Below are 14,048 nucleotides of genomic sequence, written 5' to 3'. Positions count from 1 at the left end.
CGCGGGCCGGCGGGTCACGCGCCGGCAGGGGCGGAGGCCCGGCGGGTCACAGGTCGGGAAGCGGGTCGGGCGGCAGCGTCTCGGGCGCGAAGACCTCGGCGTCGGCGGCGTGGACCACCGCGGCGTACTCCTCGTCGATCTCGAACACCATGCCGCCCAGTTCGATGGCCGCGCCGGTGGAGAACTCCACCGGGCCGATCCGGGTCCGCCGGGCGTGGGTGGAGTGGATCGCGGTCGGCACGTTCCGGTCGAAGAAGGCCGTGGACAGCACGTGGATCGCCTGGTCGGAGACCACGACCAGGAAGGCCGCCATCCCCGGCGGCCCCACCGAGAGCGCGGGCAGGACGTAGCGGATGTCCTGCCCGGGAGGGAGCAGCGCGCGGCAGCGCGCCCTGACGGCGGCCGGCACCGGCATATCGGACCCCTCCCTGACACGGCGTTCCGGGTCGCTCTGTCGGACGCAGTATCCGCCGGAAGGCGATCTCCGGCAAGCGGATCAGGGAAGCCGCTCGGCCACCAGGTCCCAGACCACGTCGGCCAGCGCCTCCTTGGGCCCGCGCGGGATCTCCACCGGCTCGGCGTCCGCGGACAGGACGACCGCCGCGTTGTCGGGGGTGCCGAAGGCGAGGTCCTCCCCGACCTGGTTGACGACGAGCAGGTCGCAGCCCTTGCGGGCGAGCTTGGCCCGCCCGTTGGCGAGCACGTCGTCGGTCTCCGCCGCGAACCCCGCGATCACCGCGGGGTACGGCGCGGCGCCCTCGCGGCGGCGCTCCCCCAGCTCGGCGAGGATGTCCGGGTTCTTCACCAGGTGGACGGCGTCGGGCTCGGCCGAGGTCTTCTTGATCTTCGAGTCGCTCCGCGCCGCGGGCCGGAAGTCCGCCACGGCCGCGGCCATGACCACCGCGTCGGCGTCGGCCACCGCCTTCAGCACGGCGTCGCGCAGCTGGAGCGCCGACTCGGCCCGGACCACCGTGACCCCGGCGGGTCGGGCAGCGCGACGTTGGCGGCGACCAGCGTGACCCGGGCGCCGCGGGCGGCGGCCGTCCGGGCCAGGGCGTATCCCTGCAGGCCCGAGGAGCGGTTGCCGATGAAGCGGACCGGGTCGATGGCCTCGCGGGTGCCCCCCGCCGAGACGACCACGTGGCGCCCGGCCAGGTCGAGGGCCCTGCCGGACAGGACCCGGCGGCAGACCTCGAAGATCTCCGCGGGGTCGGGCAGCCGCCCGCGGCCGGTGTCGGCGCCGGTGAGGCGCCCCACGGCCGGATCGAGGACGAGCGCGCCGCGCTCGCGCAGGACTGCCACGTTGGCCTGCGTCGCCGGGTGCTCCCACATCTCGGTGTGCATCGCCGGGGCGAACACCACCGGGCAGCGCGCGGTCAGCAGGGTGTTGGTCAGCAGGTCGCCGGCGATGCCGTGGGCGGCCTTGGCCAGCACGTCGGCGGTGGCGGGGGCCACCACCACCAGGTCGGCGCCCTGGCCGATGCGGACGTGCGGCACCTCGTGCACGGAGTCCCAGACGTCGGCGGCCACCGGGTTGCCGGAGAGCGCCGCCCAGGTGGGCTCCCCGACGAAGCGGAGCGCCTCCCGGGTCGGGACGACGCGGACGTCGTGGCCGGACTCGGTGAACAGGCGGAGCAGCTCGCACGCCTTGTAGGCGGCGATGCCGGCGCTCACCCCGAGCACGACGCTCGGCCTGGCGGGCGCGCCTCGGACGTTCGCATCGGGCGGGTCTCAGCCCTCGATGGGCTCGGCGGTGAGCAGGCCCTCGCTCACCTCGCGCAGCGCGATGGAGAGCGGCTTCTCCTGCGCGTGGGTCTCCACCAGCGGGCCGACGTACTCCAGCAGGCCCTCGCCCAGCTGGGAGTAGTAGGCGTTGATCTGGCGGGCCCGCTTGGACCCGAAGATCACCAGGCTGTACTTGCTGTCGACGATGTCGAGCAGCGCGTCGATCGACGGGTGGGTGATGCCTTCGGTATGGGCGGCGTTGGTTGCCACGTCGTGTCCCCCTAGCTAGTTGAACGTCCGGGGCTCGAAGCCTCGGGAGCACCAGCCAGCAAGGCTATCAGCCGCCGGCACACGTCCTGGACCGACGTGTTCACCAGTGTCAGGTCGAATTCGCGCTCGGCGGCCATCTCGATCCGGCCGGCGGCCAGGCGGCGGGCGATGACGTCCTCCGGCTCGGTGCCGCGGCCGCGCAGGCGCTTCTCCAGCTCCTCCCAGCTCGGCGGGGCCAGGAAGACCAGCAGCGCCTCCGGCATGGTGGCGCGGACCTGGCGGGCGCCCTGCAGGTCGATCTCCAGCAGGGTGGGGATCCCCGCGGCGAGCTTCTCCATGACGGGCGCGCGTGGGGTCCCGTACCGGTTGCCGGCGAACTCCGCCCACTCCAGCAGCCCCCCGGAGGCGACGAGGCGGTCGAACTCCTCATCGTCGGCGAAGAAGTACTCCACCCCGTGGGTCTCGCCGGGGCGGGGCTTCCTGGTGGTCACCGAGACCGACAGCCACACCTGGGGGTGTGCCCGCCGAAGCTCGGCGACGACCGTGGACTTGCCGACGCCCGACGGCCCGGACAGGACCGTCAGGCGGTTGCCGGTCGGCCCGGCGGAGGCTCGCGCCTCCTCCGGGCTCCCGGCCGGGGGTGTGGGGCCACCGGATCCGCGCGCCGCGGTCTCATCCGGAGCCCGGCCTCCGTCGGGCCGCGATGCTCCGGTTGACGTTCCGGTCACTCCAGACCCCCCGTGATGCCGTCCCCGCCTGGGCGGGGTGAAGCGTGCGAACTGTGGAACCGAGACTAGTCCTAGCTCTCGGCTCCGCCGAACTCACGCTCCAGCGAGGCGCGCTGGTTGGCGCCGAGACCCCGCACGCGGCGGGACTCTGCGATGCCCAGCCGCTCCATGAGCTGCTTGGCGCGGACCTTGCCCACGCCGGGAAGCGACTCGAGAAGGGCCGACACCTTCATCTTGCCGATGACGTCATCGGCCTGCCCGTCTTTGAGCACCTCAGTCAGAGAGACCGCGCCGTGCTTCAGGCGGTTCTTGACCTCGGCACGCTCTCGGCGGGCCTTGGCAGCCTTTTCCAGGGCTGCGGCGCGCTGCTCGGGGGTAAGGGGAGGAAGAGCCACGCCGGGTCACCTCGAATTTCCTGTCGATGTACTCGGACGGGAAGGGAAACTAGCTGGTCATCGCGATCCAAGCAACGTCAACCCCGGTTTCCGCGTCCAGAAAGCCCGGTTCTTCACCCTGAGTAGTAGAGATATCGCTCATTGTCGGTCAAACGACGCCCAGCCCGGTGTTTTCCGCGACGAAGATCACATGTCCCGACCGGCGGTGGCGGAGGCCTTCCGGAGGGCCGCGGCGATGCCGGCGGCCGCGGCGCCGGGGTCCGCCGAACCGGTGATCGGACGGCCGATCACGAGGAGGTCGGCGCCGTCGGCGAGCGCCCGTTCGGGCGTGGCCACCCTCGCCTGGTCCTGGGTGTCGGCCCCCGCCGGGCGCACGCCCGGGGTGATGAGCGTGATGTCCGGCCCGACCTCCGCCCGCACCGCGGCCACCTCCCGGGGGGAGCACACCAGCGCCTGCGCGCCCGCCCCGACGGCCAGGACCGCCAGACGGCGCACGGCGTCGTCGGGGGGTCCCGAGATACCGGCCCGCTCAAGATCGGCCTCTGAGAGCGACGTGAGCACCGTCACGGCCGCGATGCGCGTCGCGGGAGCGGCCTCGACCGCCGCGCGGACCATCGCGGCCCCTCCGGCCGCGTGGACGGTCAGGATGGCGGGCTTGAGCCGCGCCACCGACCGCGCCGCGCCCGCCACGGTGTTCGGGATGTCGTGCAGCTTCAGGTCGAGGAAGACCTGCACCCCGCTCGCCCCCCGCACCGAGGCGATGACGTCCGGCCCGTAGCGGAGGTAGAGCTCCAGCCCGATCTTGACGGTGCTGACGTGCGGGGTCACCAGGCTCGCCCAGCGGGCCGCGGTCTCCAGGTCGGGCGCGTCCAGGGCGACGGCGATGGGGGCGGGGATCACAGCGGGCTCTCCTCGAGGTCCGTACGGTGCCGGGCGGTCGCCCCCGGCGGGCGGTGGGCCAGTCCGACCGCGTCGGCCAACCGGTGGAACCCCCGCGCCGCCAGGATCTCCTCCAGCTCGCGCAGCACGCGCAGGCCGGCGTAGGGGTCGTGGAACAGCGCGGTGCCCACCGCGACGACGCAGGCGCCCGCCAGGACGAACTCGAAGGCGTCCCGGCCGGTCAGCACGCCGCCCATGCCGATGATGGGCACGCTGGGCAGCGCCGCGTGGACCTGCCAGACGCATCGTACGGCCAGCGGCCGGATCGCCGGTCCCGACAGGCCGCCGGTGACCGCGGCGAGCGAGGGGCGCATGGCGTCGGTGTCGATGCTCATGCCGAGCGGATTGTTGATCATGGACAGCGCGTCGGCGCCCCCGTCCACGCACGCGCGGGCGACGCTCACCACGTCCAGGGCGTCCGGGGAGAGCTTGGCCACCACCGGCACGTCGTAGCGCATCACCGAGCGCACCGAGGCGACCACCTCCGCCGAGGCGGCGCCGTCGCGGGCGAAGACCCGCCCGCGGTCCTCGATGTTGGGGCACGACAGGTTGACCTCCACGGCGGTCACGCCGGGGGCGTCGGTGAGCCTGCGGGCCAGCGCGGTGTACTCGGCGACGGTGCCGCCGCCGATGGACACCACGGTCTTGACGTTGCGCTGGGCCAGCCACGGCAGCTCCCGCGCCAGGAACGCGTCCACGCCGGGCCCCTGCAGCCCCACGGCGGCCAGCAGGCCCGAGGGGGTCTCCGCCATCCGGGGGGTCGGGCGGCCGGCCCTGGGCGCCATCGTGATCGACCGGGTGGTCACCGCCCCGAGCCTGCCCAGGTCGAAGAACTGGGCCAGCTCGGCGCCGGAGGCCGCGCACCCGGCGGCGGTGGTGATCGGGTTGGCCAGTTCCACGTGCCCGAGATAGGTCCGCATGTCAACCGGCATGCCGTGTGCCTCCACCGGGCGCTCCGAGCGCGTCGAACGGGATCGTTCCCACATCGTCGAAGCGGACGCGCTCGCCTCGGAAGACCGGGCCCTCCACGCAGGAGCGGACCATCCGGGTGACGCCGTCGTCGCCGATGACCGGAAGCACGCACGTCATGCACACGCCGATCCCGCAGGCCATCCGCTCCTCCACGGCCACCTGGACCGGGATGTCGAACTCGACCGCCACGGCGGTCACCCCGCGCAGCATCTCCATGGGGCCGCAGGCGTAGACCGCGTCGGCGCGCACGTCGGCGATGACCCCGGGCAGCACGTCGGTCACCCGGCCGCGCATGCCCAGCGACCCGTCCTCGGTGGTCAGCGTGGTGGTCTCCCCCATCCGGCGGGCGCGCAGCGCGCCGAAGACCCGGTCGGCCGAGGCCGCGCCGAGCACGAAGTCCACCCGGCAGCCGCGCCGCTGGAGGGCGTCGGCGACCGCGAAGAGCATCGCCGAGCCGTACTCGCCGCCGACCAGGACGCAGGTCACCGGGTCCCTGGGCAGCGGGAACGGGCGGCCGAGCGGGCCCACCAGGTCCAGCGTGTCGCGGGCGCGGCGCTCGGCCAGCCAGGCCGTGCCCGGGCCCGCGGCGGTGAAGACGAGCTCCACCGTGCCGCCGTAGTCGGGCTTGACGTCGTGGACGGAGAAGGCACGGCGCGTCAGCATCGACGTCCCCGGCCCGCCGACGGCCACCCCCACGAAGTGGCCGGGACGGAACCGCTCGACGATGCCGGGCGCGACCACGGTCAGCGCATGGTAGGCGTCGACCCGGCGCGTCGTCAGCACCGTGCCCGTGACCTGTACCGGAGTGACAGGCGTCTTGCTCACCTCCCGCTCAGGGCATCATCCCCGCAGCCTGTGGGCGTGCTCCTGAAGGGACCGTACGCCGATGTCGCCGCGGACGACGGCCTGAACGCCCTGAACGGCCGCGGCCAGTCCCTGGACGGTCGTGATGCAGGGCACGCCCCGCAGCACGGCCGCGGTGCGGATCTCGTAGCCGTCCAGCCGCGGCCCGGACTGGCCGGGGCTGCCGAAGGGCGTGTTCACGATGAGATCCACCTCGCCGTCCAGGATCCGCCTGCCGATCGTCGGCTCGCCGTCGGGACCGGGTCCGTCGCTCTGCTTGCGCACGATCTTGGCATGGACGCCGTTGCGGCGCAGCACCTCCGCGGTTCCCTCGGTGGCCAGGATCTCGAAACCGAGGTCCGCGAGGGCCTTCACCGGGAAGATCATGGCCCGCTTGTCCCGGTTCGCGACCGAGACGAAGGCCCGCCCCTTGGTCGGCAGCGAGCCGTAGGCCGCGGCCTGCGACTTGGCGTAGGCGGTGCCGAAGAACGCGTCGATGCCCATGACCTCGCCGGTGGAGCGCATCTCCGGGCCCAGGATGGTGTCCACGCCCCGGAAGCGGTTGAACGGCAGCACCGCCTCCTTGACCGCGATCGGCGCGTCCAGCGGCATCGTGCCGCCGTCGCCGGAGGCCGGGAGCATGCCCTCGGCGCGCAGCTGCGCCACCGTCGCGCCCATCATCACCCGGGCCGCGGCCTTGGCCAGCGGCACCGCCGTGGCCTTGGAGACGAACGGCACGGTACGGCTGGCGCGCGGGTTGGCCTCCAGCACGTACAGGATGCCGGCCGACATGGCGTACTGGACGTTGAGCAGGCCGCGCACGCCCACGCCCCGGGCGATGGCCTCGGTGGCGGCGCGGATGCGCTTGATGTCGAAGCCGCCGAGCGTCATCGGGGGCAGCGAGCAGGCCGAGTCGCCGGAGTGGATGCCGGCCTCCTCGATGTGCTCCATCACGCCGCCGAGGTACAGCTCCTCGCCGTCGAAGAGCGCGTCCACGTCGATCTCGACGGCCTCGTCGAGGAACTTGTCCACCAGCACCGGGTGGTCGCTGGCCGCGCCCGCCTTGGCCATGTAGGCGGCCAGGGTGTCGTCGTCGTAGACGATCGCCATGCCCGCGCCGCCCAGCACGTAGCTCGGGCGGACCAGCACCGGGTAGCCGATCTCCGCGGCGATCTCCAGTGCCTCGGCCCCGGTCACCGCGGTGCCGTGCTTGGGCGCCGGGAGCCCGGCCTCGGCGAGCACGCGGCCGAACGCGCCGCGCTCCTCGGCCAGGTGGATGGACTCCGGCGAGGTGCCGACGATCGGCACGCCCGCGTCCTTGAGCGCCTGCGCCAGCCCGAGCGGGGTCTGCCCGCCGAGCTGGACGATGACGCCGGCGACCGGGCCGGTCTGCTGCTCGGCGTGGACGACCTCCAGCACGTCCTCCAGGGTGAGCGGCTCGAAGTAGAGCCGGTCGGAGGTGTCGTAGTCGGTGGAGACCGTCTCGGGGTTGCAGTTGACCATGACGGTCTCGTAGCCGGCCCGCGACAGCTCGAAGGAGGCGTGCACGCACGCGTAGTCGAACTCGATGCCCTGGCCGATCCGGTTGGGGCCGGAGCCGAGGATGAGGACCTTCTCCCGGTCGCCGTAGGGGACCTCGGTCTCCTCGTCGTAGGTGGAGTAGAGGTACGGCGTGCGGGCGGCGAACTCGGCGGCGCAGGTGTCGACCGTGTTGTAGACCGGGCGCACGCCCAGCGCGTGGCGCAGGTCGCGCACGCGCGCCTCGTCCAGGCCGCGGATCCCGGCGATCTGCGCGTCGGAGAAGCCGTACCGCTTGGCCTTCGCCAGCGCGGCGGCGTCCAGCTGGGACGCCTCGCGCAGCTCGGCGGCGACCTCGTCGATCGCCAGCAGCTGGTCGATGAACCACGGGTCGACGGCGGTGGCCTCGAAGAGCTCCGCGGCCGTGGCCCCGGCCCGGATGGCCTGCTGCATGGTGGTCAGGCGGCCGTCGTGCGGGGTGCGGCAGGCGGCCAGCAGCTCGTCCTTGTCGCCCGGCTCGCCGGTCCAGGAGAACGGGGCGCCCTTCTTCTCCAGCGAGCGCAGCGCCTTCTGCAGCGCCTCGGGGAAGGAGCGGCCGATGGCCATGGCCTCGCCGACCGACTTCATGTGGGTGGTCAGCGTCTGGTCGGCCCCGGCGAACTTCTCGAAGGCGAAGCGCGGCACCTTCACCACGATGTAGTCGAGCGTCGGCTCGAACGACGCCGGGGTCTCGCGGGTGATGTCGTTGGGGATCTCGTCGAGGGTGTAGCCGACGGCGAGCTTTGCGGCGATCTTGGCGATCGGGAAGCCGGTGGCCTTGGACGCCAGCGCCGAGGAGCGCGACACGCGCGGGTTCATCTCGATGACGACCATGCGGCCGGTCTCCGGGTCGACCGCGAACTGGATGTTGCAGCCGCCGGTGTCCACGCCGACCTCGCGGATGACCGCGATGGCGACGTCGCGCATGTTCTGGTACTCGCGGTCGGTCAGCGTCAGCGCGGGGGCCACGGTGACGCTGTCGCCGGTGTGCACGCCCATCGGGTCGATGTTCTCGATGGAGCAGACGATGACGACGTTGTCGGCCCGGTCGCGCATGACCTCCAGCTCGTACTCCTTCCAGCCGAGGATGGACTCCTCCAGGAGCACCTCGGTGGTCGGCGAGGCGTCCAGGCCCGCGCCGGCGATGCGGCGCAGGTCCGCCTCGTCGTGCGCGAAGCCGGAGCCCACGCCGCCCATGGTGAAGGAGGGCCGCACGACCAGCGGGTAGCCGAGCCCGCCGGCCGCGGCCAGGCACTCGTCCATGGTGTGGCAGACGACCGAGCGGGCCGACTCGGCGTTCAGGCCGCGCTCGGCGGCGACCTTGGCGACGATCTCCTTGAACTTCTCGCGGTTCTCGCCGGCCTGGATCGCGTCCACGTCGGCGCCGATGAGCTCGACCTCGTACTTGGCGAGCACGCCCGCCTCGTGCAGGGCGATCGCGGTGTTGAGCGCCGTCTGGCCGCCCAGGGTGGGCAGCAGCGCGTCGGGGCGCTCCTTGGCGATGATCTTCTCGACGAACTCGGGGGTGATCGGCTCGACGTAGGTGGCGTCGGCGAACTCCGGGTCCGTCATGATGGTCGCGGGGTTGCTGTTGACGAGGATCACGCGGAAGCCCTCGGCGCGCAGCACGCGGCACGCCTGGGTGCCGGAGTAGTCGAACTCGCAGGCCTGCCCGATCACGATCGGCCCGGAGCCGATCACCATGACCGACTGGATGTCCGTGCGCTTAGGCATTCTTCTTCGTCTCCGTGCTCATGGTCGCGCCCGGCTCCTCGCCCGCTGCGCTCACTCGTCCCCTCGACTGCTCCATCAGGGCGCAGAACCGGTCGAAGAGCCCTGCGGAGTCGTGCGGGCCGGCCGCGGCCTCGGGGTGGTACTGGACGCTGAAGGCGGGCCGGTCGACCAGCCGCAGCCCTTCGACGCAGTCGTCGTTGAGGTTGACGTGGCTGACCTCCGCCGGGCCGTACGGCGTGTCGAACGGGCCGTCGAGCGGCGCCTGTACGGCGAAGCCGTGGTTGTGCGCGGAGATCTCCACCTTGCCGGTGCGCCGGTCCTGGACCGGCTGGTTGACCCCGCGGTGCCCGTAGCGCAGCTTGTAGGTGCCCAGGCCCAGGGCCCGGCCGAAGATCTGGTTGCCGAAGCAGATGCCGAAGAACGGCCGGCCCGCGTCCAGCACGCCGCGCAGCGCCTCGACGGGGCCGTCGGCGGTGGCCGGGTCGCCGGGGCCGTTGGAGAAGAACACCCCGTCGGGGTCGAGCGCGAGGATGTCGGCGGCGGTGGCGGTGGCGGGCAGGACGTGCACCTCGCAGCCGCGCTCGGCCATCCGGTGCGGGGTCATGGACTTGATGCCCAGGTCCACGGCGGCCACGGTGTACTTCTTGGCTCCGCGGGCGGGCACGACGTACGGCTCGGCGGTGGAGACCTGCTCGGCCAGGTCGGCGCCCTCCATCGAAGGGCTGAGGCGGACCCGCTCCAGGAGCTCCTCGACCGGGGCCACGGCCCCGCCGGAGAAGATCCCGGCGCGCATGGCGCCGCGCTCGCGCAGGTGGCGGGTGAGGGCGCGGGTGCCGGAGATGGCGATCCCGACGACGCCGGAGTCGGCGAGGTAGTCGTCCAGGGAGCGGGTGGCGCGCCAGCTGGAGTGCACCCGGGCGGGCTCGCGGACCACGTAGCCCGCCACCCAGACGCGGGACGACTCGGGGTCGGCGTCGTTGACGCCGGTGTTGCCGATGTGCGGCGCGGTCATCGCGACGATCTGGCGGTGGTAGGAGGGGTCGGTGAGGGTCTCCTGGTAACCGGTCATCCCGGTGTTGAAGACCATCTCGCCGAAGGTCTCGCCCTCGGCTCCGTACGGGGTTCCGTGGAAGACGCGCCCGTCCTCCAGCACGAGAACCGCGGTCCCGGTCCCGCCGCCCGCCGTGCGGCCGCCGGTCCGCTCGCTTCGCTCACTCACAGAACATCCCACTCATCTCGGTCATCACTTCTGAAAGTATGAAATATCCGGCGCATGGGCGGAGGGCGCCTCCACGATGTGGGACGCCCGCCGGCACCGCGCGGGCACGGGCGGCCGTCACGCGAGCTTGCCGTCGAGGACGGTCGCGCGGCCCCGCAGGAAGGTGGCCACGACCCGGCCCGGCAGGGACCGGCCCTCGTAGGGGGTGTTGCGGCTCTTGGAAGCGTAGGAGGACGGGTCCACCTGCGCGCGCACCGACGGGTCGTAGAGGGTGACGTTGGCCGGCGAGCCGGCCGCCAGCGGCCGGCCGTGACCGGGCAGGCGGCCGATCCTGGCCGGGGCGTACGACATGCGCTCGGCCACGCCGGCCCAGTCGAGCAGGCCGGTGTCCACCATGGCCTCCTGGACGACCGCCAGCGCCGTCTCCAGGCCGATCATGCCCATCGCCGCCGCGGCCCACTCGGTCTCCTTGTCCTCGACCGGGTGCGGGGCGTGGTCGGTGGCCACGACGTCGATCGTGCCGTCGGCCAGGGCCGCGCGCAGCGCCTCGACGTCGGCGCGGGTGCGCAGCGGCGGGTTCACCTTGTAGATCGGGTTGTAGGCGCCGACCGGCGAGTCCTCGACGAGGTCGTCGGTGAGCAGCAGGTGGTGCGGGGTCACCTCGGCGGTGACGTTCCACCCCTTGGACTTGGCCCAGCGGATGATCTCCACCGAGCCCGCCGTGGAGACGTGGCAGACGTGCAGGCGGGAGCCGACGTGCGCGGCGAGCAGGCAGTCGCGGGCGATGATCGCCTCCTCGGCGACCGCGGGCCAGCCGGTCAGGCCGAGCCTGCCGGAGACCGCGCCCTCGTTCATCTGCGCCCCGGCGGTCAGGCGGGGCTCCTGGGCGTGCTGGGCGACCACGCCGTCGAAGGCCTTGACGTACTCCAGGGCGCGGCGCATGAGCACCGCGTCCGAGACGCACTTGCCGTCGTCGGAGAAGACCCGGACCCGGGCCGCGGAGTCGGCCATCGCGCCGAGCTCGGCCAGCCGCTCGCCGCCGAGCCCCTCAGTGACCGCGCCGACCGGCTGCACGTCGCAGTGGCCGGCCGCCAGGCCAGCCGCCAGACCTGCTCGACGACGCCCGCGGTGTCGGCGACCGGGGAGGTGTTGGCCATGGCGTGCACGGCGGTGAAGCCGCCCAGGGCCGCGGCGCGGGTGCCGCTCTCGACGGTCTCGGCGTCCTCGCGGCCGGGCTCGCGCAGGTGGGTGTGCAGGTCCACCAGGCCGGGCAGGGCGATCAGGCCCGCCGCCTCGACGGTCTCGTCGCCGGTCAGATCCGGCCCGACCGCGGCGATGACGCCGCCGTCGATCAGGATGTCGGCGGGCTCGCCGCCGAGGATCCGGGCGCCCTTGATGACGGTGGTCACACTGGTCTTCGTGCTCACTGGTCTTCTCCCCCGAGGTTGGCGCCGCCGAGCAGCAGGTACAGAACGGCCATGCGGGTGGTCACCCCGTTGGCGACCTGCTCGACGATCGTCGAGCGCGGCGAGTCGGCCACCTCCGCCGCGATCTCCATGCCCCGGTTCATCGGCCCGGGGTGCATCACGATGGCGTCGTCGTGCATCTTCGCGACGCGGTCGCGGTCGAGGCCGTAGCGGCGGCTGTACTCCCGCTCGGTGGGGAAGAAGGCCGCGTTCATCCGCTCGCGCTGCACGCGCAGCATCATCACCACGTCGGACTTGGGCAGCACGGAGTCAAGGTCGTAGGAGACCGCGCACGGCCAGGAGCCGACGCTCACCGGGAGCAGGGTCGGCGGGGCCACCAGCGTCACCTCGGCGCCGAGGGTGGCCAGCAGCAGCACGTTGGAGCGGGCCACCCTGCTGTGCAGCACGTCGCCGACGATCGTGACCCTCCTGCCGTCCAGCGAGCCCAGGCGGCGGCGCATCGTGAAGGCGTCGAGCAGGGCCTGCGTGGGGTGCTCGTGCGTGCCGTCGCCGGCGTTGACCACGCTGCCGCGCACCCAGCCGGCCAGCCGGTGCGGCGCGCCGGAGGCGCCGTGCCGGATGACCACGGCGTCGGCGCCCATCGCCTCCAGGGTCAGCGCGGTGTCCTTGAGCGACTCGCCCTTGGAGACGCTGGAGCCCTTGGCGGAGAAGTTGATCACGTCCGCGGACAGGCGCTTGGCCGCGGCCTCGAACGAGATCCTGGTCCGGGTGGAGTCCTCGAAGAAGAGGTTCACCACCGTGCGGCCGCGCAGGGTCGGCAGCTTCTTGATGGAGCGCTCGGAGATCTTCGCCAGCTCGTCGGCGGTGTCCAGGATCAGCAGGGCGTCGTCGCGGCTCAGGTCCGCCGCCGAGATGAGGTGCCGTCTCACTTGTCGCCCTCCTTCAGCAGCACGACCGCGTCCCGGCCGTCGTTCTCCTCCAGGTAGACCTTGACGATCTCGCTCTTGGAGGTGGGGAGGTTCTTGCCCACGTAGTCGGCGCGGATGGGCAGCTCCCGGTGGCCGCGGTCCACCAGCGCGGCGAGCTGTACGGCCCGCGGGCGGCCCAGGTCGCCCAGCGCGTCGAGCGCGGCCCGGACGGTGCGGCCGGAGTAGAGCACGTCGTCGACCAGGACGACCGTCCTGTCGTCGACCCCGTCGGCCGGGAGCTCGGTGCGCCCGAGCGGCCGGGCGGGCTTGGTGCGCAGATCGTCGCGGTACATCGTGATGTCGAGGGAGCCGACCGGGACGGCGCGGCCCTCGAACTGCCGGATGTGCTCGGCCAGGCGGCGGGCCAGGTGGACGCCGCGTGTGGGGATCCCGAGCAGGACGACGTCCTGGCCGCCCTTGGTGCGTTCGAGGATCTCGTGGGAGATGCGGATCAGCGCCCGGTTGATGTCGGGGCCTTCGAGGACGGCGTGCGCGGGGCCGCGGATCTGATCGCGGGCATGCGAAACGGCGTCGGTCAAGAGAACACCACCTTTCCCGCCTCACGGGACGGGTCTTAAAGGAAGTCGACGCCCTCAAGGTATCAGCAGGAGGACGGCCACTCAGAATCGGGCGTTTATCACACCAATAGCGACAAAACCTGATCAAAGCGGCCAATCACCTCGACGTCCTCGACCGGCCCCGTCTCGCCGGGGACACCTGGTTTCGCCCCTCTCCGCCCGGGAATCCCCTTCCGCGGACCGTCCCGCGCGACCGAGGAGACCGCCATGGCCTTTCACGTCGGCTCGGAGGTGGGCCGGCTCCGGCAGGTCGTCCTGCACGAGCCGGACCTGGCGCTGAAGCGGCTGACCCCCTCCAACAAGGACGGGTTCCTCTTCGACGACGTGCTGTGGGTGCAGCGCGCGGTGGAGGAGCACCAGGAGTGGCAGCGGGTCCTGCGGGACCGGGGCATCACGGTGCACCTGCTGTCGGACCTGCTCCGCGAGACGGTGGCCGTCCCCGAGGCGCGCAGGCACATCCTCGACGGCATCGTGGACCCCCGCTGGTTCGGGCCGCTGGCCACCGACGCCGTCCGCAACACTCTCGACGCGATGGACCCGGCGGAACTGCAGTCCTACCTCACCGGCGGCCTGACGAAGCGCGAGTTCCTGGAGCTGTCCCCCGAACCCCGCAGCGTCGCCTTCCACACGCTGGACATGGACGGCTTCGTCCTGCCGCCGCTGCCCAACCACCTGTTCACCCGCGACACCTCC

The 14,048-nt window shown here is 72.6% G+C and carries 12 protein-coding genes and 2 pseudogenes; 1 reads left to right on the top strand and 13 read right to left on the bottom strand.

Annotation, left to right across the window (positions count from 1 at the left end; translation table 11 throughout):
• Positions 1–46: 46 nt before the first annotated feature.
• The 13 genes and pseudogenes from ACWJ6R_RS16405 to pyrR form a co-directional block, all read right to left on the bottom strand.
• Complete coding sequence (locus tag ACWJ6R_RS16405; RefSeq protein ID WP_449063049.1) at positions 47–415, bottom strand: hypothetical protein; 369 nt, start codon at positions 413–415, stop codon at positions 47–49.
• Between the two features lie 81 nt (positions 416–496).
• A pseudogene (gene coaBC / locus ACWJ6R_RS16400) lies at positions 497–1,674 on the bottom strand (bifunctional phosphopantothenoylcysteine decarboxylase/phosphopantothenate--cysteine ligase CoaBC).
• 57 nt (positions 1,675–1,731) lie between these two features.
• Positions 1,732–1,995: a DNA-directed RNA polymerase subunit omega gene (gene rpoZ / locus ACWJ6R_RS16395; RefSeq protein ID WP_068894194.1), complete on the bottom strand. Its 264-nt coding sequence runs from the start codon at positions 1,993–1,995 to the stop codon at positions 1,732–1,734.
• A gap of 11 nt (positions 1,996–2,006) precedes the next feature.
• Positions 2,007–2,579, bottom strand: a complete 573-nt coding sequence (gmk, locus tag ACWJ6R_RS16390; protein WP_449063050.1) for a guanylate kinase — start codon at positions 2,577–2,579, stop codon at positions 2,007–2,009.
• Positions 2,580–2,794: 215 nt separating this feature from the next.
• Positions 2,795–3,118, bottom strand: coding sequence for an integration host factor, actinobacterial type (gene mihF / locus ACWJ6R_RS16385; protein ID WP_068894195.1), 324 nt, complete (start codon positions 3,116–3,118; stop codon positions 2,795–2,797).
• 186 nt (positions 3,119–3,304) lie between these two features.
• Positions 3,305–4,018, bottom strand: coding sequence for an orotidine-5'-phosphate decarboxylase (gene pyrF / locus ACWJ6R_RS16380; protein WP_449063048.1), 714 nt, complete (start codon positions 4,016–4,018; stop codon positions 3,305–3,307).
• Positions 4,015–4,989 carry a dihydroorotate dehydrogenase gene (locus ACWJ6R_RS16375; protein ID WP_449063047.1) on the bottom strand — a complete coding sequence of 325 codons (975 nt, stop codon included), beginning with the start codon at positions 4,987–4,989 and terminating at the stop codon, positions 4,015–4,017. Before ACWJ6R_RS16375 ends, pyrF begins: the two co-directional genes overlap by 4 nt.
• Positions 4,979–5,854, bottom strand: coding sequence for a dihydroorotate dehydrogenase electron transfer subunit (locus ACWJ6R_RS16370; protein ID WP_449063046.1), 876 nt, complete (start codon positions 5,852–5,854; stop codon positions 4,979–4,981). Before ACWJ6R_RS16370 ends, ACWJ6R_RS16375 begins: the two co-directional genes overlap by 11 nt.
• 15 nt (positions 5,855–5,869) lie before the next feature.
• Positions 5,870–9,163, bottom strand: coding sequence for a carbamoyl-phosphate synthase large subunit (gene carB, locus ACWJ6R_RS16365; protein ID WP_449063045.1), 3,294 nt, complete (start codon positions 9,161–9,163; stop codon positions 5,870–5,872).
• Positions 9,156–10,382 carry a glutamine-hydrolyzing carbamoyl-phosphate synthase small subunit gene (carA, locus tag ACWJ6R_RS16360; RefSeq protein ID WP_449063044.1) on the bottom strand — a complete coding sequence of 409 codons (1,227 nt, stop codon included), beginning with the start codon at positions 10,380–10,382 and terminating at the stop codon, positions 9,156–9,158. The genes carB and carA overlap by 8 nt, the downstream gene beginning before the upstream one ends.
• A gap of 117 nt (positions 10,383–10,499) precedes the next feature.
• A pseudogene (locus ACWJ6R_RS16355) lies at positions 10,500–11,791 on the bottom strand (dihydroorotase).
• 14 nt (positions 11,792–11,805) lie between these two features.
• Positions 11,806–12,738 (bottom strand): aspartate carbamoyltransferase catalytic subunit, encoded by a 933-nt coding sequence (locus tag ACWJ6R_RS16350; protein ID WP_068894201.1) that lies wholly within the window; start codon positions 12,736–12,738, stop codon positions 11,806–11,808.
• The gene (gene pyrR / locus ACWJ6R_RS16345) at positions 12,735–13,316 is read right to left on the bottom strand and encodes a bifunctional pyr operon transcriptional regulator/uracil phosphoribosyltransferase PyrR (RefSeq protein WP_230884801.1); all 582 of its coding nucleotides are present in this window, start codon (positions 13,314–13,316) and stop codon (positions 12,735–12,737) included. The genes ACWJ6R_RS16350 and pyrR overlap by 4 nt, the downstream gene beginning before the upstream one ends.
• A gap of 246 nt (positions 13,317–13,562) precedes the next feature.
• Between pyrR and ACWJ6R_RS16340 the strand changes: the two genes are divergently transcribed.
• The coding region (locus ACWJ6R_RS16340; RefSeq protein WP_449063043.1) for an arginine deiminase family protein at positions 13,563–14,048 on the top strand (486 nt) is incomplete at its 3' end.

The sequence above is a fragment of the Planomonospora algeriensis genome (assembly GCF_977012225.1).
This window is presented reverse-complemented; position numbering and strand designations above follow the sequence as displayed.